Source organism: Geobacillus sp. C56-T3, from assembly GCF_000092445.1.
GTDB classification, from domain to species: Bacteria; Bacillota; Bacilli; order Bacillales; family Anoxybacillaceae; genus Geobacillus; species Geobacillus thermoleovorans.
Genome location: NC_014206.1, coordinates 978,382 through 996,756, shown reverse-complemented (window position 1 = coordinate 996,756; position 18,375 = coordinate 978,382). Strand labels below are relative to the sequence as shown.

The 18,375-nt window shown below is 54.6% G+C and carries 16 protein-coding genes, 1 other RNA gene and 1 other annotated feature; of the genes, 1 reads left to right on the top strand and 16 read right to left on the bottom strand.

Features of this window, described 5'->3' with window-relative positions; all coding sequences use genetic code 11:
• Positions 1-31 precede the first annotated feature (31 nt).
• From GC56T3_RS18375 to GC56T3_RS04990, 12 genes are all read right to left on the bottom strand, one after another.
• On the bottom strand, positions 32-166 hold the full coding sequence (locus GC56T3_RS18375; protein ID WP_013144658.1) for a YrzQ family protein: 135 nt from the start codon (positions 164-166) through the stop codon (positions 32-34).
• 11 nt (positions 167-177) lie between these two features.
• The gene (locus tag GC56T3_RS05040; protein WP_008881018.1) at positions 178-369 is read right to left on the bottom strand and encodes a hypothetical protein; all 192 of its coding nucleotides are present in this window, start codon (positions 367-369) and stop codon (positions 178-180) included.
• Between the two features lie 15 nt (positions 370-384).
• Positions 385-858, bottom strand: a complete 474-nt coding sequence (locus GC56T3_RS05035) for a PRC-barrel domain-containing protein (protein WP_011232037.1) — start codon at positions 856-858, stop codon at positions 385-387.
• A 25-nt stretch (positions 859-883) separates the two neighbouring features.
• Positions 884-3,244, bottom strand: coding sequence for an ATP-dependent RecD-like DNA helicase (locus tag GC56T3_RS05030; protein WP_013144657.1), 2,361 nt, complete (start codon positions 3,242-3,244; stop codon positions 884-886).
• Between the two features lie 19 nt (positions 3,245-3,263).
• On the bottom strand, positions 3,264-3,926 hold the full coding sequence (locus tag GC56T3_RS05025) for a tetratricopeptide repeat protein (RefSeq protein ID WP_013144656.1): 663 nt from the start codon (positions 3,924-3,926) through the stop codon (positions 3,264-3,266).
• 88 nt (positions 3,927-4,014) lie between these two features.
• Complete coding sequence (gene mnmA / locus GC56T3_RS05020; protein ID WP_013144655.1) at positions 4,015-5,130, bottom strand: tRNA 2-thiouridine(34) synthase MnmA; 1,116 nt, start codon at positions 5,128-5,130, stop codon at positions 4,015-4,017.
• A 15-nt stretch (positions 5,131-5,145) separates the two neighbouring features.
• Positions 5,146-6,288, bottom strand: coding sequence for a cysteine desulfurase family protein (locus GC56T3_RS05015; protein ID WP_013144654.1), 1,143 nt, complete (start codon positions 6,286-6,288; stop codon positions 5,146-5,148).
• Between the two features lie 27 nt (positions 6,289-6,315).
• Positions 6,316-6,732, bottom strand: coding sequence for a cysteine metabolism transcriptional regulator CymR (gene cymR / locus GC56T3_RS05010; RefSeq protein WP_011232042.1), 417 nt, complete (start codon positions 6,730-6,732; stop codon positions 6,316-6,318).
• A gap of 11 nt (positions 6,733-6,743) precedes the next feature.
• On the bottom strand, positions 6,744-6,977 hold the full coding sequence (locus tag GC56T3_RS05005; protein WP_041468257.1) for a hypothetical protein: 234 nt from the start codon (positions 6,975-6,977) through the stop codon (positions 6,744-6,746).
• A gap of 40 nt (positions 6,978-7,017) precedes the next feature.
• The gene (locus GC56T3_RS05000) at positions 7,018-8,313 is read right to left on the bottom strand and encodes a replication-associated recombination protein A (RefSeq protein ID WP_013144653.1); all 1,296 of its coding nucleotides are present in this window, start codon (positions 8,311-8,313) and stop codon (positions 7,018-7,020) included.
• Positions 8,314-8,420: 107 nt separating this feature from the next.
• On the bottom strand, positions 8,421-9,281 hold the full coding sequence (locus GC56T3_RS04995; RefSeq protein ID WP_013144652.1) for a TetR/AcrR family transcriptional regulator: 861 nt from the start codon (positions 9,279-9,281) through the stop codon (positions 8,421-8,423).
• A gap of 97 nt (positions 9,282-9,378) precedes the next feature.
• Positions 9,379-12,426 carry an efflux RND transporter permease subunit gene (locus GC56T3_RS04990; protein ID WP_013144651.1) on the bottom strand — a complete coding sequence of 1,016 codons (3,048 nt, stop codon included), beginning with the start codon at positions 12,424-12,426 and terminating at the stop codon, positions 9,379-9,381.
• A gap of 181 nt (positions 12,427-12,607) precedes the next feature.
• Here GC56T3_RS04990 and GC56T3_RS04985 point away from each other — a divergent pair, with 181 nt between their 5' ends.
• Positions 12,608-13,258: an RsfA family transcriptional regulator gene (locus GC56T3_RS04985; RefSeq protein ID WP_013144650.1), complete on the top strand. Its 651-nt coding sequence runs from the start codon at positions 12,608-12,610 to the stop codon at positions 13,256-13,258.
• 548 nt (positions 13,259-13,806) lie between these two features.
• Here the strand turns inward: GC56T3_RS04985 and GC56T3_RS04980 are convergent.
• From GC56T3_RS04980 to hisS, 4 genes are all read right to left on the bottom strand, one after another.
• Positions 13,807-14,571, bottom strand: coding sequence for a ThiF family adenylyltransferase (locus GC56T3_RS04980; RefSeq protein ID WP_013144649.1), 765 nt, complete (start codon positions 14,569-14,571; stop codon positions 13,807-13,809).
• Positions 14,572-14,722: 151 nt separating this feature from the next.
• Positions 14,723-14,909: non-coding RNA, 6S RNA (gene ssrS, locus GC56T3_RS18370), on the bottom strand.
• A 75-nt stretch (positions 14,910-14,984) separates the two neighbouring features.
• A complete protein-coding gene (aspS, locus tag GC56T3_RS04970) occupies positions 14,985-16,757 on the bottom strand; it encodes an aspartate--tRNA ligase (RefSeq protein WP_013144648.1) in 1,773 nt (590 codons plus the stop codon).
• Between the two features lie 4 nt (positions 16,758-16,761).
• Positions 16,762-18,042, bottom strand: a complete 1,281-nt coding sequence (gene hisS, locus GC56T3_RS04965) for a histidine--tRNA ligase (RefSeq protein WP_013144647.1) — start codon at positions 18,040-18,042, stop codon at positions 16,762-16,764.
• Positions 18,043-18,088: 46 nt separating this feature from the next.
• Positions 18,089-18,320: a binding site (T-box leader), on the bottom strand.
• Positions 18,321-18,375 lie beyond the last annotated feature (55 nt).

Genomic DNA, 18,375 nt, shown 5'->3' with positions numbered 1-18,375 from the left:
CCCCCGCGCAAAGGCGAGGGCGGCAGCGCCGTCAGCGGATCGCTTGCATCAAGCGGCGGCGCATCCTCCGCATCGTGCGACCGTTCATCCAATCGTTTCGTTGGGCGAGCTGATAAGCGGCGACGCCTAATCCGACTGCTAACAGCGACGTCATCATCCGGTTCATGCGTGTCCCCCCTAAAATTGGATCGTGCGTTCGTGGTCGTCAAACAAGTCGTCAAGAGAACTCAACGTTCCGTCTTCTTCCACTTGATGGGCGTGGATCATCCCTTTCGAGACGGACAGCTCAATAAAGCAATCCCAGCAGTAGTACTGGTTGACGCCGATTTTCCCTAAATTTTTTCGTTTGCAATTCGGGCAAATGAGCATGGACAGCCACTCTCCTTACATCGTTGTTTCCACGGTGACCACGCCTTCTCTGGCGGTGAACGGAGCGAGCTCCATTCGTTTCTTTCCTTCGGTCAAATCGGAAAAAAATCCCTCGCTGATCTCGTATCCGTCAATTTTGCCCAATTGCCCGTCAAAATATACGTCATCCAACAGTCCGATCGTTGTTCCGTCCGCGGCGACAACCATGCTGCCGGCGAGGCCGCGTTCGCCGTAAAGAGAGTGGCCGCTGTCAGGAGAAGGAAACGGCTGGAAGCTATCTGCATCACAGATGATGACTCGGTCGTTTTCGAACGACTGCACGGCTGAAAGCGGCAAATAGCGGCGGCGGCCGAACAAACCGCCCTGTTCCGCGACAAGCCCTTTGACCGCGCCGTGGCTGGTAAACCAAATGTCAGCGATCGTTCCGACCATTTTTCCCGTCGTTTGTTCATAAATGGGAAGGCCCTTGATGTCGGAAAACGTCCGCATCGTTCTCCCACCTTTCCAGCCACCTTTAGCTTGGCTCATCGCCCATAAAGTCATACGGCGTAACGTTTTCCATCCCCATGTTCGCCTCTTCAAACGGCAGTTCGACCTCGACAAACGGCGCCGCCGCCCCCGCCAGCTTCTCAGCGAGCGCCGTCTGGCGCGCTCCGTCGCTTTGTTTTGCGACGCCGAATCGAAACGCTTCCTCTTCCCCGCATAAAACGAGAAACTGCTTGCTTCTTGTCACCGCAGTATACAACAAATTCCGTTTCAACATCCGGTAATAGTTTTTGACGACGGGCAAAATGACGATTGGAAACTCGCTTCCTTGCGCCTTATGAACCGAACAGCAGTACGCATGGGTGATTTGTCCTAAATCTTGCCGTGTGTACGTCACTTCAATGCCATCAAACGAGACGACGAGCAAGTCTTGCTTTTCGATATTTTCTTTGGCGTAAAAAATGGCAACGATTTCGCCGATGTCGCCGTTAAACACATTGTCTTCCGGTTGATTGACGAGCTGCAGCACCTTATCGCCGACGCGGTAGACGACCTCACCGACCGACAGCTCCCGCTTCCCCTCAGCCGGCGGGTTGAACAGCTCTTGAAGCGCCTTGTTCAATTGGTCAATGCCCGCTGGACCACGGTACATCGGGGCGAGCACTTGAATATCTTTGACGGAAAACCCTTTTTTGCGCGCGTTGTCCGCGATTTGCCGCACGACATCGACGACCTGGCCCGCACGGCAACGGATGAAGGAACGGTCTGCCTTCGGAGCGGTCAAATCGTCCGGCACGACGCCGCGCTTCATCTTATGAGCAAGCTCGATGATCGATGATCCTTCCGCCTGGCGATACACCTCGGTCAACCGAGCGAACGGAATAACGCCTGAAGAGAGCAAGTCTTTCAGCACTTGCCCTGGCCCGACGGATGGCAATTGATCCTCATCGCCGACGAAAATGACTTGCATGTCGTTTGGCACGGCTTTTAACAGCTGGTTGGCGAGCCACGTGTCGACCATCGACATCTCATCGATGACAAGCAGCTTGCCGGAAATCGGTTCGTTCTCGTCACGGCTGAACCCTTCCGCCCCATTCCAGCCGAGCAAGCGGTGGATCGTCGCCGCCGGCAGCCCGGTCGCCTCGCTCATCCGCTTCGCCGCTCGGCCGGTCGGTGCGGCCAGCAGCACCGGAAACGGCTCGCCTTGTTTGTAGTCAGCCGGGTCAAGAGACAGGCCGTTTAGGGCGGCAAACAGCTCGACGATGCCTTTGATGACCGTCGTTTTCCCCGTTCCCGGACCGCCGGTCAAAATAAACAGCGGCGAAGAAAGCGCTTGTTGGATCGCTTCCCTTTGCTGGGGGGCATATTGCATGCCAAGCCGTTCCTCAAGCGCCCCAAGCGCCAGCAAAAACTCCGACTCGGCAAACGCCGACGGCGGCGCCTGCCCGAGCAGCCGCTTAATGTTGGAGACGATCCCTTTCTCAGCGAAATAAAGGGAAGGGAGATAATAGCGCCCTTGCTCGGCGATCAGCTTTCCTTCCTCGCTTAACATCAGAAGCGTTTGGCTGATCGCTCGTCCATCCACCGCACCGCTCAGCCTTCCGTCAAGCAGCTCCCCGATGCGCTCCATCAACTCTTCCTCGCGCAAATAAACGTGCCCTTCCTGCAAGCACGCCTGTTCAAGAATAAACAACGAGGCGGCGCGCAGCCGGGCCGGATGGCTGCCGGAAATGCCGAGCTGGCGCCCGATTTCATCAGCGCGGCTAAAGCCGATCCCTTCGATATCCTCAACAAGCTGGTACGGGTTCTCGTGGATGATGTCAATCGCTTCTTCGCCATACGCTTGGTAAATTTTCATGGCCAGCTGCGGGCCAAAACCGAGCTGGGCGAGGGCGATCATCGTTTGCTCAAGCCCTTCGTGGGCGCGAAGCGCATCGTACAGCTGCTTCGCCTTTTTTTTCGTCAGCTTCGGCACACGCTCTAGCGTCTTGGGGTCGCGCAAAATGGCCGCAATCGCGTTTTCGCCGAGCGTCTCGACAATCGCCGCAGCCGTTTTTTTGCCGATTCCTTTGAACAAACCGCTCGATAAATAATGAATGACTCCTTCTTTCGTGTTCGGAAGCTGTTTGCGGAACTGACTAGCCGCATATTGGCGGCCAAAACGCGGATGTTGGCGGAATTGTCCGTAAAAGATGTAGACGTCCCCTTCGTTTAAACGCGGAAAATAGCCGGTGACGACGACTTCCTCCTCAACGGGCGCTTCGTTCGTTTCCTCAACGCGCACACGGACGACCGTGTACAATGTTTCCTCATTATGAAAAATGACCGCCAAGCACACTCCTTTAATGAACGTGCGTCCGTCAAGGGCGAGGATTTGTTGCTCTTGCAACAGCCATCCCCCTGCCTTTTTACGGCGCAAGCCGCTTTTCCATCAGTTTCTTTCCGTATCCGGCAAGCACGTGATCGGGCTTGGCTTCCAAGGCAGCGGCAAACATATTGCGGGCGGCATCGAGCTCATCTTTGTACGCATAAATGACGCCTAAATTGTAGTACGCATCAGCGTGGCGCGGATCGAGTTCCAACGTTTTTTCGAAATAACGCTTCGCCTCATCGACATAATCGAGCGTGGCGAGGCAAAGGCCAAGCTGAAACAGCGCTTCGGCATCCGTCTCGTTCAGCTCAGCCGCGCGCTGCAAATACGGCAGCGCCAGCCGCGGCATCTCGAGCCGCCATAAGGACATGCCGAGCATAAAATGCGTATCGGCATCGTCAAGACCAAGCCCAAGCGCGCGCTCAAACATATCTTTCGCTTTCGTGAACTGCTCACGCTTATAATGCACTGTACCCATGCCGTAATACGCGGCCGCCGCCTTCTTGTCAATTTTCAGCGCCTGTCGGAAACAGTCAAGCGCCTTCTCTTCTTCACCGGCAGCAACGAGAACCGTGCCGATGTTAATGTACCCGGCCGGATCGTCCGGATGCTGTTCGACCGCAGCGGAAAAACAGCGGATGGCTTCCTCATACTTCCCCTCGCGCATATACGCCAAGCCTTGTTCGTTGAAATTGGCCACCGCCCATCCCCCCTGATTCAACGTGATTTTCAAGCAACGGCCCCCAGCCTAATAGCCTGATTGAAGATCGTGCGCACCGGCACATCCGTCAACCAACATACCAAAGCTTTTCGCCGTTGCGGAACACTTCATCGATCGTGCCGCCGCCGAGGCATTCCTCGCCGTTGTAAAAAACAACCGCCTGCCCCGGCGTCACCGCCCGCGCCGGCGCATCAAACACGACTTCCGCCCCGCCGTCCGCAAGCGGGTGGACCGTCACGCCGACATCAGGCTGACGATAGCGAAATTTCGCCGTGCAACGGAACGGCGCTTCCGGCTTGCGGTCAGACACCCAGTTGACATCGACCGCCTTTAGCGAGGTGGAATACAAATATTCGTTTTCAAACCCTTGGGCGACATACAGCACATTTTCGCGCACATCTTTGCCGACGACAAACCACGGTTCGCCGCTGCCGCCGATGCCAAGGCCGTGGCGCTGGCCGATCGTGTAATACATGACGCCGTCATGCCGCCCTTTCACTTCGCCATCGAGCGTTTTCATCACTCCCGGCCGGGCCGGCAAATAATGACTCAAAAATTCTTTGAAATCGCGTTCACCGATAAAACAAATGCCCGTGCTGTCTTTTTTTCCAGCGGTGGCGAGCCCAGCCTCTTTCGCAATCCGGCGCACGTCCGCTTTCTGCAAATGGCCGATCGGAAACATCACTTTCGACAGCTGAGCTTGGCCGAGCTGGTTTAAAAAGTACGTTTGATCTTTGTTCGGGTCAGCTCCGCGCAGCATTTTATATTCGCCATCGCGAAACTCGACGCGGGCGTAATGGCCGGTTGCGATGTAATCGGCGCCGATCGACATGGCGTGCTCTAAAAACGCCTTGAACTTAATTTCCTTATTGCACATCACGTCCGGGTTCGGCGTGCGCCCGGCTTTGTATTCATTCAAAAAGTACGTAAACACTTTGTCCCAATACTGTTTTTCAAAATTGACCGCATAATACGGGATGCCGATTTGGTTGCAGACGCGCACGACATCTTCGTAATCCTCAGTCGCCGTGCAAACGCCGTTTTCATCGGTGTCATCCCAGTTTTTCATAAAAATGCCGATCACATCATATCCTTGTTCTTTCAATAGCAGCGCAGCGACCGACGAGTCGACCCCGCCGGACATGCCGACGACCACGCGCGTTTCGTGCGGCGCTTTGTTCATGCTGTTTCCCCCCCTTTAGCGGTTTGTGAGCCGCTTTATGATCTTCACTGTTTCCTCGGCCGCCCGCTCGATTTGTTCCATCGTATTGCCGAGCCCGAAGCTGAAGCGCACAGACGAACGGATGCGCTCCGACTCTTTTCCGCACATCGCGACAAGCACGTGCGACGGGTCGATTGACCCGGCGGTGCATGCTGACCCGCTCGAGGCGGCGATGCCGGCTAAATCCAAGTTCACGAGCAGCGATTCGACATTGGTTCCCGGGAAGGCGACATTCAAAATATGCGGCAGGCCATCCGGGCGGCCGTTGACCGCATAGTCGATCCCTGAGGAGCGGAAAATCGCAAGCATCGCCTCGCGCCACGCCGCATATTGCCGACGTTTCTCTTCCCTTGTTCGCTCAGCGATTTCCGCCGCCTGCGCCAAGCCGATGATGCCGGGGACGTTTTCCGTGCCGGCGCGCCGCTTCCGCTCCTGTTCGCCGCCGAAAAGGATCGGAGTGATGCGGACCGTTTCCCGGACATACAAAGCCCCGCTTCCTTTCGGGCCGTTGATTTTATGAGCGGAAATCGACAGCAAATCGATCCCGTATTCATTCACATCGATCGGAAGAAGCCCGTACGCCTGAACGGCGTCCGTATGGAAATAAGCCGGATGATCGCGAAGCAGCGCCCCGATTTCGCGAATCGGCTGGATCGTGCCGACTTCGTTGTTGGCAAACATGACCGACACCAAAACGGTCTCATCGCGCAGCGCGGCCTTGACATCCTCGACCGATACCGTCCCTTGTTCGTCAACGGGCAAATACGTGACCTCAAACCCTTGCGTCTCTAAATATTCACAAGCGCGCAGCACCGCATGATGCTCGATGGCGGTTGTAATGATATGATTGCCGCGGCCGCGGTTCGCTATGGCCGTTCCGATGACCGCAAAGTTATCCGCTTCCGTGCCGCCGCTTGTAAACACAATCTCCGTCTCTTTCGCCCCAATCGAGCGGGCGATGACAGCCCTCGCTTCATCGACCGCGCGGCGGCTCTGCCGTCCAAAATGATGGATGCTTGACGGGTTGCCGAACTGTTCCGTCATCCACTGGACCATACCGGCGGCCACGTCTGGATGGACCGGGGAAGTTGCCGCATGGTCCAAATAAATCCGTTCCAACGGCCATTCTCCTTTCCTTTCTGTTGCTTAAATATAAAACATATATGCCCCTTCATCCCCGTCGCTATACTTCGCCAAATCTTCGAGCGTTGTGCTGTCGAGCACTTCCTCGACCGCATCGCGGATGCGAATCCATAGCTCGCGCTTCGCCGGCTCTTCCTCCTCGAGCTCCTCGACCGGGGTCAGCGGCCCCTCCAACACGCGCAAAATGTCGCCGGCGGTGATTTTCGCCGGATGTTCAGCGAGCACATAGCCGCCATACGCTCCGCGGATGCTTTTGACGAGCCCGGCGTTGCGCAGCGGCGTGACGAGCTGCTCTAAATAATGTTCAGATAAATTGTTCGCCTTGGCGATCGAACGAAGCGAGATCGGACGATCGCCATATTTTTTGGCCAATTCAATCATAATCGTCAAGCCATATCGGCCTTTCGTCGAAATCTTCATTCATATCCCTCCTAACGGCTTAACCCTTGCGTCCGAGTGCCGGCGGCCGGTCCAAGCAGGCGGCTTGCGACCTTTTGGCATTGCGGCAGCGCCAAGCCGGCAATCGAACCGATCGTCACACAAAAAAGGAACGTGCCAAACGACACCGGGCCGCCGAGCAACCAGCCGGCCAACAGCACGAACGCTTCGATCCCGATGCGAATGTACGCCACGTTCCATCCGGTCAGCTCGGTCAAAGTGAGCATGAAACGCCTGTGTTATTATATCATAAAAATCCCTTTCCCTTCACGGCTGAACCTTGACCTCTTGTTTCAACTGCTCAAGCCGCCGGTACACCTTGGCGTAATGTTTTTCCTCGCCATGCTCTTTCGGTTCATAATAGCGGACGCCTTCCAGAGCGGAGGGCAAATACGCTTGCGCCACCCAGCCGTTCGGATAATCGTGCGGATACAAGTAGCCTTGTCCACGCCCGAGTGCAGCCGCCCCTTTGTAATGAGCGTCTTTTAAATGATCCGGAATATCGCCAAGCTTGCCGGAACGGACATCGGCAATGGCAGCGTCCAGCGCCTTGTAAGCACTGTTCGATTTCGGGCTTAAACAGAGTTCAATCGTCACAACCGCGAGCGGAATGCGCGCTTCCGGCAGCCCGAGGCGTTCCGCCGCTTCGACCGCTGCCTGTACTTTCACTCCCATCATCGGATTGGCAAGTCCGATGTCCTCATAAGCCATCACAAGCAATCTCCGGCAAACGGCCGCCAAGTCTCCGCCTTCAAGCAGACGGGCCAAATAATGAAGCGCGGCATCGGCATCGCTGCCGCGCACGCTTTTTTGAAACGCGGACAACAACGAATAATAATGATCGCCATATTTGTCATGGGTAAAACCGCGGTTTGCGGTGCATGAAGCCACGATATCCTCAACAATATACAAGCGGCCGTGGCGCTCATCGGCAGCCGCAACCGCCGCCTCCAGAAGCGAAAGCGCGACGCGCGCATCCCCACCGGCTGCCTCGGCGATGCGCCATAACAACGACTCGTCAATGACAACCGGCGGCTCGCCGACCCCTCGTTCCGGATCAGCGAGCGCCCGTTTCAGAATGATCATGAGGTCATCCGGCTTGAGCGGTTTCAGTTGTTGGATTTGCCCGCAGCGGCTGCGAATGGCGGGATTGACCTCGTGAAACGGGTTTTCCGTTGTGGCGCCAATCAAGGTCACGAGCCCGGATTCGAGATGCGGCAACAAAACGTCTTGCTGCGCTTTATTCAGCCGATGGATTTCGTCGATAAATAAGAGGACATTGCCCGACCAACGCGCCGCTTCGACTGCCTCTTCGATTTCCTTTTTGCCGGCGGTCGTCGCATTGATGGCGACCCATTCGCGCCCGGCGGTGCGGGCAATGGCGTAAGCGAGTGACGTCTTCCCTGTCCCCGGCTCTCCGTAAAGCAAAAGCGAGGGAACATGACCTTTTTTGACCATTTTATAAAGCGGCGTACTAGGGCCAATGATGTGCTGTTGCCCAACGATCTCATCGATCGTCCGCGGCCGCATCCGCCAAGCAAGCGGCTCCGTCGTTTTGGGCATGCCGACCCCCTCCTTGAGATTGATGACGCTATGTTCACAGACATCCTTCGATGCCGCCTATTCATTTTCGGCGAATGGGGCGTCTCCCCGTGGGAAGAGCGGTGGTTTTAATCAAAATAGCGTTCAATGGCCTCCTTCAACTCATTGTACAGCGGAAGCGAGTATTTCGCCAAATAGAGCAGAAGCGCCTCCACCATAAACCGCCTAGCTGTCTCCCCTTTCTCGAGTTCTTCCTTCAATAAGCGCAGCGAGCGAAGAATATCGTCTTCAACCGGACGCATCGCCGCCATGCGCTCTAAACAGCTGATAGCCCGTTCTTTCCATTGACTCCGCTCTTGGGTCGCCGCAGCCATGTAATCCGCCATCATCGTTTCATCGAGCAACCCCATCTTGCCGTCAAGCAGGCTGGCAACGATGGCATCAAGCCGATCGAGCAAGAAGGGGGCAAGCTTCTCAGGAAGCAACGGCTTTCGGTCTACCGCCAAGTAAATCAGATATTCTTTCAGCATTCCGTTGAGCATCGTCGCGCAATCAAACGAAACGGGACGCACTTGTTCGCCGTATATGTCTTCAATCGCCCGGCGATACCAGTGGAGCGTATGGGCGCGGATGCGAAACACCAGATGCTGCACCTCATGGCTCACCTTCGCGGCTTGTTCACCCAACTGCATTTGCACCAGCTCTTTATGTTCGTCAAACAGCTGGATTTGTACAGTCAACTGACGGCAAAACCGCTCGCGCGCAGTTAAGGCGGGATCAGCCTCGATTTGTTTAAGCTGGTGAAACAAGACTTCATAATGGTAGCGGAAAATCGATACAGCCAACTCTTCTTTTGATTTGAAATAATTGTAAATCGAACCTTTGGCTACTCCGCTCCGTTCGGCGATTTCCTGCATGGAGGCAGCGTGATAGCCTTTTTCGGCGAATAATTTCATCGCCGTTTCAATGATGTCCTCTTTCCGTCCCAATGTTTTCGCCTTCCTTGCTCCTTCTTCATGTCCATTATAGTCGATCTTGCCATGAAAAAAAATGCCGGACGGCCCGTTATCCGGCCATCCAGCCCTGTCATTTTGCCATCGGTTCGCGTTTTGCCGTCCGGAAGAAAAACGCCTCATACATCGCAGGAATGAACACAAGCGTCAATAACGTCGACGACGTCAGGCCGCCGATGACCGTGATGGCCAGCCCTTTCGAAATCAACGTGCCGGCCTCATTCGTCAGCGCAAGCGGAATGAGGGCTGTCACAGTCGCAAAGGCTGTCATTAAAATCGGCCGCAGCCGTGTTTTGCCGGCTTCAATGATGGCGCTTCGCACCGTCATCCGTTTTTGTTCGCGGTTTTGCCCGATTCGATCCACCAGCACGATCGCATTGGTCGTCACGATGCCAATGAGCATCAACAAGCCGATCATGACGCTGATGGAAAGCGGCTCATCGGCCACATACAAAGCAAACAGCGAACCGATGGGAACAAACAAAAGGGAAGATAAAATGATCAGCGGCACCCGCACTTTGCCAAATGTAATCAGCATCGTCAAATACACAAGCCCGATGGCCGCCGCCATGGCCACACCGAGTTCGCGGAACGTCTGCACCGTCTCATCGCTTCCGCCGCCCGTTTTCACTGTGACATCGGATGGGATCTTCAAATCATTTACATGTTTCGAAATATCATTCGTGACTTCCTGAATGTTGTCGCCGACAATCTGGGCGGATACGCGGGCAAACACTTTTCCGTCCAGCTTTTGAATGGACGTATACACGTCCGCCTCTTTCACTTCGGCGACAGCTGAAAGTGGAATCACTCCGTTTCTCGTCACGATCGGAAGCTCTTTCAACTCATCGATCGATCCCAACGTTTCATCATACGAAAGTTCGACTTGCTCATCCTTGCCACCGAGTTTCAGCGTCCCCACATCGACCGGTTTGGTTGCATCGGCCACCGTCCCGAGCAATTGCATGCCCGAAACGCCATAAGCGGCCGCCTTTTCCGGATCAATGGCGACAATCACTTGTTTTTGCTTTTCCGTCAAGTTATTCGTCACATCTTTGACATCATCGCGTTGTTTTAAATACGTCTCGACCTGTTTGGCTGCTGTTTGGAGCGCCTCCAAGTCATTGGAGTATAAGTCAATATTCACGTTATTATTCGTTGGCGGCCCTCCGCTCGACATCTCTTGCACGCCCAATTTGGCCCCGGGCGCGAGCTGATTGGCGATGCGGCGCATTTCTTTTTCGAGAACGGCCACGGTTTTCGCGGTGTCAGCGCTGTCCTTTAATCGAATATAATAGCTGGCTTGATTGGGCCGTTTCAATCCTGTGCGGAAATCGCGGCTTCCCACTGCGGCGGTGACGCTCTCGACATCGCTTCGTTTTAAAAACATCTTTTCCATCTCCAACGACACATCATTCGTTTTGACCACCGATGTGGAAGCCGGCAGTTCAATGCTCGCCACCAACGTTTTCTGCTCTTCGTTCGGCAAAAACGTAAATCCAAGTTTCGGCACGAGCGCCAATGAACCAACCAATAGCACAACCGACAACACAAAGACAATCGCTTTATGGTTGAGCGCCCATTCAATGATTCGGCCATACAGACGCTGAAGCGCTCCTTCTTTTTCCTCTGGCGGCACACGGCGGAACGAAAATTTCGCTAAAATCGGCACAACCGTCACGGCCACCAACAAAGAGGCCAACAGGGCAAACGTAATCGTCAAGGCAAAAGGCAGGAAAAATTCCCCTGTAATGCCCCCAACAAGCCCGAGAGGCAAAAAGACGACAACCGTTGTGATGGTCGAGGACACAATCGCTTTGACAATTTCTTTCGTTGATTGCTCGACTAAATCATCGCTCATGCCTGTTTTCTCCCGGCGGACGCGGCGGAAAATATTTTCGATCACGACAATGCTGTCATCCACGACTCGGCCGACGGCGACGGCCATGCCGCCAAGCGTCATGACATTGAGGGTAATATCCATACGATTGAGAAAAATGGCCGATACAAGCAGCGAGAGCGGAATCGAGACGATGGCAATCACAGTCGCCCGAACGTTGCGCAAAAAGAGCAAGACGGCCAACGAAGCGAACAGCGCCCCGAGCAGCCCTTCACGGACAAGCGATTCAACGGATTGTTTGATGCCAGCTGACGAATCAAACCCGATGGAATAATCAAACTGATGTTTGTAGGAATTCAGCACTTTGATCACTTGGTCTGCCACTTCAATCGTATTGGCATCTTGTTTTTTCGTCACGGCCATCGACAGCGATGGCTTCAAATTATAGCGGGTGAATTCGCTTTGTTCGTTGACTTCCTCAATCGTCGCAATATCCCCAAGCTTCACGGGAGAGACGCGCTGCCATCCATTCACCGCCATCGGAACAGCTGTCGGCACGAGTTTCAGATTTTTCAACTCATGGATGGTGTTCAATTTTTCCTCGACGCGAACCGGAATTTGCCATGTATCGGTTTGCAACGTTCCAGCCGGGAACGCCAACACCTTTTCATTGATTTGGTTTTTAATCTCTGACAAGGTCAATCCCGCCTGAGCGGCCTTTTTCCGATCGACTGTGATCCGGATGAGGCGCTCGCTGTCTCCACCGATCGAAACGGAATTCACCCCGTCGATTTTATTCAATTCTGGAATCACTTCGGTTTCCAGCAACGTTTGCAGATCGGTTTCGTTTTTGGCAAACAAGGAAATGTTGAAAACCGGGATGGAACCGAATGAAAACCGATTGACTTCCGTTTGGACATGATCGGGCAATCCTGCTTGATCAATGAGCGATTCGACCTGCCGCTCCATTTTCTCCATATCTGTCCGAAACGGGAATTCAAGATTGATAACAGCCATTCCTTCATAGGACGAACTCTGCATTTGCTTAAGCCCGTCAAGGGACTTCAGTTTTTCCTCGAGCTTGGCCGTGACCTCCTCATTCACGTCTTGCGGAGAAGCCCCAGGATAGACCGCTTCAATCGACAACTGGGGAAATTCAATGTTCGGCAGCAAATCGACCTTCAAGGAGGAGAAGGAATACAGTCCTAGAAACAGGAGCAAAAACGAACATACAAACACAGCTGCCGCATTTTTCAAACTGAACCTAGTCAAAAACGTCATCATGCCACCTCTCATCCCACGATTTTGACCAATCAGTCTAATTATTTTGAACTGACCGGTCATACAAAACTATTTCTATGATACATGAAAATGGGAAAAATGAAAAGGGTGAAGTTTAAAGTGGAAATCAAACGGAAAAACTATGACCATATCAACATTACCATTTGATGGGGTGGACAACATGAAAACAAGACAGGATGCTTGGTCACATGAAGAAGATGTACTGTTGGCTGAAACGGTGCTGCAATATATACGCGAAGGAAAAACGCAACTTGCCGCTTTTGAAGTCGTTGGGAGACAACTGCACCGCACAGCGGCAGCATGCGGATTCCGTTGGAACGCCGAGGTGCGCAAACGGTACCTTGAGGCGATCGAACAGGCAAAAAAGCAGCGGAAAGAACGGAAACGGGCGCTCGAAATGATGAAAAAGTGGCAAAAAGACAATACGGTTGCTGCTTGGAGTCCTTCTGGAGAACGGGACGGCGCCGAAGGGTCATCGCCTTTTCTCCCAGCAGCCCCATTGACACTGGAGCAGTGCATTTCATTTTTGCAAACATTGCGGCGCGGCATCGAGGAGATGGAAGCGATCCGCCAAGACAACGAGCGCCTGAAACGCGAGCGGGCGGAATGGCAGGCGCGGAACGAACAGCTTGCTCAAAAACTCGAACGCCTTGAAACGAGGCAGACCACCGTGCAAGAAGATTATGAGGCGCTCGTGAAAATCATGGCCCGCGCCCGCCAGCTCGCTTCCGAAGAAGGCGACCGTTTCTCTCTTGCCCAGCTGTTTGCCGCCGAGGCGAACGGATCGAACGAATCGCTCGCCCATTCATAAAAAAAGAAGGTGCCCCAACAAAGCATCGGGACACGTTTTCACCGCTGGAACGACGGACAGCGCCCGCTACCAAACCGGTGAATGCACCGGATGTTTACAGGAACCTTCGCCTTCCCATTTTGTTCGAAGTCAACTACCCCCACTTCGCTAACGCTTGAAGTGGGGGCTTGCAACTCCCCAGAAGTGCAAACGGACCTCGTCCTCCTTCCTTGATTTGGGGTTGCATCAGGGGGCAGGTTGACAGCTGCCCAACGACGCAGGTCATGCCTGCATCGTTACCGATTCTCTCGGTGTGTCTGTTGGCAGTACTTGGCTTCCACACACAACAGACAGACCTACGCTCGATATTTGACGGTTGCAACGTTTCCTGCAACCAACTCCATACATCGAGCAGCCGTTATTGGAGTGCCTTTATTGAACGGTTTTCTCCACGTCTTTATTCTATCATACCACAAAAGAAAGGGGGAACGCGCATTCCTCTCCCACTTACTCCCTTTAGTCGTTGAAGTGAGAGTCTCCTGCGCGAAATAGGATGAAGGTGGAAGAGTTCAATCGTCGCCAACGCGCCTGATGGGAATTCCCTCTAATAGACGATTTATCACGTAGGAAGCCATAATGAGCCCGGCAACTGATGGAACGAAAGCATTCGAAGACGGCGGCATTTTCGCCTTGCGGATCGGCGAAGCGTCATTGCCGACAACCTGGCGGACATCTTCGCGGATTTTCACCGGCTTCTCGTCGGAAAAGACGACCGGAATGCCGCGGCGGATCCCTTCTTTGCGCAGCTTGGCGCGGATGACTTTCGCGATCGGATCGGTGTGTGTTTTCGAAATATCGGCAATGCGGAACCGGGTCGGATCCATTTTGTTCGCCGCACCCATGCTGGAGATGATCGGAATGCCGCGCTTGAGGCATTGTTTCATCAAATGCACTTTGTACACAATCGTGTCGGACGCATCGATGACAAAATCCAGATCATAGGCGAAAAACTGCACATACGTCTCTTCCGTATAAAACATTTGCAAAGCGATCACCTCGCACGCCGGGTTGATGTCGGCGATGCGCTCTTTCATGAGCTCCACTTTCGGACGCCCGATGGTCGAGAGCAACGCATGGATTTGCCGGTTGATGTTGGTGATATCGACGTTATCGCGATCAACAAGCACCAAGCGGCCAATGCCGGAACGGGCGAGCGCCTCGACGGCGAACGACCCCACGCCGCCGACGCCAAGGACGGCGACGGTGGCGTTTTTTAAGCGTTCCAACCCTTCAGGGCCAATCGCGAGTTCATTGCGGGAAAATTGATGCAGCATCGTTCTCCTCTCCGTTTGCTCCAAAATTGGTGTTTATGCCGCTTTTTATCCTACCATCAAGACAGCAAAAGAGGCAACGGCATTTTGCTGGCAAAACAAAACCCCTACGCGGCCATCCGCATAGGGGAAATGTTGTTGATTCCTTACTGTTGCCAGTCCCAATCGTGCCGTCGATGCCTTCGTTTTGAACCCGCTCTCCCATAGGTGGGTGCCCTGTTCCAAGGTTTGCGCTTCCCCTGTGACGAAGAGGCGTGCACGCCGCTTGGAAACCCCGAGCTCCCGGATCATAAACTGTTCGGTCAAAACGATCAGTGATCCGACGAACACATTAGGACGGTTGTTAGTTTGATTGTAACACATTTTTCAGCCTTTGTGAACACCTATTGCCAACGTTTCTTTTTCAGATGCCGCTGTCACTCGTTTCCCGGAAGCACAACCGCCAAGTGCAGCTCCTCGAGCTGCTTGTCGCTGACCGGCCCCGGCGCTTCGGTAAGCAAGCAGCTCGCGCTCGCCGTTTTCGGAAACGCGATCGTATCGCGCAAGTTCATGCGCCCAGCGAGCAACATCACCAACCGGTCAAGGCCAAGCGCAATGCCGCCGTGCGGCGGAGTGCCGTATTCAAACGCCTCAAGCAAGAATCCGAACTGACGGCGCGCTTCTTCTTCACTGAACCCTAAGGCGCGGAACATTTTTTCTTGCACGTCCCGCTCGAAAATGCGGAGCGAGCCGCCGCCAAGCTCATAGCCATTTAAGACGAGGTCGTACGCCTGCGCGCGGACGGCGCCCGGGTTTGTCTCAAGCAGCGGAATGTCGTCGCGCACCGGCATCGTAAACGGATGGTGAGCGGCGTAATAGCGCCCTTCTTCTTCGTCATACTCCAAAAGCGGCCAATCCGTCACCCACAAAAACGCGAGCTTCGCTTCGTCGATCAAGCCGAGCTCCTTGCCAAGCTTCAGCCGCAACGCGCCGAGCGCCGCGGCGACGATCGCTTTTTCGTCGGCGACAAACAAAAGCAAATCTCCGTCTTCGACAGCAAGCGCTCGACGCAGCGCCGCCTGTTCCTCATCGGTGAAAAACTTGGCGATCGGTCCTTTCAGCTCTTCGCCTTCCGCTTTCAGCCAGGCGAGCCCTTTCGCCCCGTAGCGGCCGGCAAATTCTCCTAAGGCGTCAATATCTTTACGCGAATAGCGAGGGGCAGCGCCTTTCGCGTTGATCGCCTTCACTTGGCCTCCTTCTTTGACGGCGCGGGCGAACACTTGAAACGCTGAATCACGAACGATTTCCGATACGTCGACGAGCTCGAGGCCAAAGCGTATATCCGGCTTGTCCGAGCCGTAGCGGCTCATCGCCTCGTCATACGTGATGCGCGGAAACGGGCGCGGGATGTCGATCCCTTTTGCCGCTTTCACGACGGCAGCCATCATCCGTTCGGTTAAATCGATAATATCCTCTTGTTCGATAAACGACATTTCGATGTCGATTTGCGTAAATTCCGGCTGGCGGTCGGCGCGCAAATCCTCGTCACGGAAGCAACGGGCGATTTGGTAGTACCGTTCCACGCCGCCGACCATGAGCAGCTGCTTAAAAATTTGCGGCGACTGCGGCAAGGCGTAAAATTCGCCCGGATGGACGCGGCTTGGCACCAAATAGTCACGCGCCCCTTCCGGCGTGCTTTTCGTCAACATCGGCGTTTCAATTTCCAAAAAGCGTTCGCTATCCAAAAAGTCGCGCACCGTCTTTGTGATTTTGTGGCGAAGCGCCAGTGTTTGAAACATGACTGGGCGGCGCAAATCCAAATACCGATATTTTAAGCGCACGTCTTCCGCCGCATCCGTGTCATCGGAAATCGAAAACGGCGGCGTTTTTGCCTCGTTGATGATCTCGATTCGTTCCGCCTGAATTTCAATGCGGCCGGTTGCGATGTTCGGATTGACCGTCTCCGGAGCGCGGGCGACGACCGTTCCTTCGACGCTTAAAACGTATTCGCTCCGCACGCGCTCCGCTGCCGCCAGCGCTTCAGCCGACACGTCCGGGCTGGCGACAACTTGGACGATGCCCGTTCGGTCGCGCAAGTCAATGAAAATGAGGCCGCCTAAGTCGCGGCGCTTTTGCACCCAGCCTTTGAGCACGACGCGCTCGCCGACGGCCGTTTCCGGCACTTCTCCGCAATAATACGTCCGTTCCATTCGCTCACTCCTCCTTCCCGATCCGTTCATGCAAAAAGTGCGCCAACTCGCCGAGCGGTACATTCGTTTGCTCGCCGCTCGCCATATGCTTTACCGCCGCTTCCTGTCTCTCGAGTTCTTCATCGCCGATAATGGCGACAAACGATGCCCCAAGCCGGTCGGCGGCCTTCAGCTGCGCCTTCAATTTTCGGCCCAAATAATCTTGATCGACCCTCAATCCAAAGCGGCGCAATGCATAAACGAGGCGGACCGCCTCGTCTTTCGCCCGCTCACCGACAGCGACGACATAGCAGTCAAGCCCGCTCTCCACCGGCAATTCCACACCTTCGGCGTCAAGGGCGGCCAACAGCCGCTCGATGCTCAAGGCAAAGCCGATGCCCGGCGTCTCCGGACCGCCGATTTCTTGGACAAGCCCGTTGTAACGCCCGCCGCCGCACAGCGTCGCCGCCGCGCCAAATCCTTCCGCTTCGCTCATAATTTCGAACGTCGTATGATTGTAGTAATCAAGTCCGCGCACAAGACGCGAATCAATGACAAACGGAATGCCAAGGTTAGTTAAATATTGTTTGACTTTTTCAAAATAAGCACGCGAGTCTTCGTTCAAATAATCCAAAATCGACGGCGCCGTCGCCATCAGCTCATGATCGCGGTCTTTTTTGCAGTCGAGAATGCGGAGCGGATTCGTATGAAGCCTCGTCTGGCAGTCCGGGCACAGCTCGTGGATGCGGCTTGAAAAATGGCGAACAAGCGCCTCTCGGTGCGCCCGGCGGCTGTCAAGGTCGCCCAAGCTGTTGATGACAAGCCGGATCCGTTTTAAGCCAAGCGCTTCGTAAATATGCATCGCTAGCGCCATCACCTCGGCGTCAATCGCCGGATCGCTGCTGCCGAGCGCCTCGACGCCGAACTGGACGAACTGGCGGAACCGTCCCGCTTCCGGACGCTCGTAGCGAAACATCGGCCCGCTGTAATACAATTTCAGCGGCTGGTTCGGACTGCCGTACAGCTTATGCTCGACAAACGCTCTGACAACCGGCGCCGTTCCTTCCGGGCGGAGCGTCAGCGCGCGCCCCCCTTTGTCTTCGAACGTGTACATTTCTTTTTGCACAATGTCCGTTGTATCCCCCACGCCGCGCAAAAAAAGCTCCGTATGCTCGAAAATCGGCGTCCGGATTTCCTGATACCCATACCGGCTGCAGAGGCTGCGGGCAATGTGCTCGACATATTGCCATTTTTCCGTGTCCCCTGGCAGCACATCTTGTGTCCCTCTTGGAATTTGAAAAGCCATGCTCATCCTCCTTTGCCCAAAATAAAACGCCCTTGTCCCTGTCATCGATAGGGACGAGAGCGTCATTCCCGCGGTGCCACCCTAATTGAAGCCGATCCGGCTTCCGCTTGTCGCCATTAACGCATGGCACACGTTCCCCTTTACTGGCGCAAAGCGCGTTCAAAGGGAAACCTACGGAGTGTCTTTCGTTAAGCCATCATGGAGAAACGCTCGCAGCCTTGGGCGTTTCCTCTCTGGCCATGTGGGCCTTAACTACTTTTCTCCATCATCGGTTGTTCCGTATGAGAAAGATGTAATTTTATATTACGGACAATCTCGGCCGTTTGTCAAGTT

What these genes read in the sequence shown, in the direction of transcription:
- GC56T3_RS18375 (WP_013144658.1), bottom strand. Translation starts at nt 166, where the DNA reads ATGAACCGGATGATGACGTCGCTGTTAGCAGTCGGATTAGGCGTCGCC.
- GC56T3_RS05040 (WP_008881018.1), bottom strand. Translation starts at nt 369, where the DNA reads ATGCTCATTTGCCCGAATTGCAAACGAAAAAATTTAGGGAAAATCGGC.
- GC56T3_RS05035 (WP_011232037.1), bottom strand. Translation starts at nt 858, where the DNA reads ATGCGGACGTTTTCCGACATCAAGGGCCTTCCCATTTATGAACAAACG.
- mnmA (WP_013144655.1), bottom strand. Translation starts at nt 5,130, where the DNA reads ATGAACAAAGCGCCGCACGAAACGCGCGTGGTCGTCGGCATGTCCGGC.
- cymR (WP_011232042.1), bottom strand. Translation starts at nt 6,732, where the DNA reads ATGAAGATTTCGACGAAAGGCCGATATGGCTTGACGATTATGATTGAA.
- GC56T3_RS05005 (WP_041468257.1), bottom strand. Translation starts at nt 6,977, where the DNA reads ATGCTCACTTTGACCGAGCTGACCGGATGGAACGTGGCGTACATTCGC.
- GC56T3_RS05000 (WP_013144653.1), bottom strand. Translation starts at nt 8,313, where the DNA reads ATGCCCAAAACGACGGAGCCGCTTGCTTGGCGGATGCGGCCGCGGACG.
- GC56T3_RS04990 (WP_013144651.1), bottom strand. Translation starts at nt 12,426, where the DNA reads ATGACGTTTTTGACTAGGTTCAGTTTGAAAAATGCGGCAGCTGTGTTT.
- GC56T3_RS04985 (WP_013144650.1), top strand. Translation starts at nt 12,608, where the DNA reads ATGAAAACAAGACAGGATGCTTGGTCACATGAAGAAGATGTACTGTTG.
- GC56T3_RS04980 (WP_013144649.1), bottom strand. Translation starts at nt 14,571, where the DNA reads ATGCTGCATCAATTTTCCCGCAATGAACTCGCGATTGGCCCTGAAGGG.
- aspS (WP_013144648.1), bottom strand. Translation starts at nt 16,757, where the DNA reads ATGGAACGGACGTATTATTGCGGAGAAGTGCCGGAAACGGCCGTCGGC.
- hisS (WP_013144647.1), bottom strand. Translation starts at nt 18,042, where the DNA reads ATGGCTTTTCAAATTCCAAGAGGGACACAAGATGTGCTGCCAGGGGAC.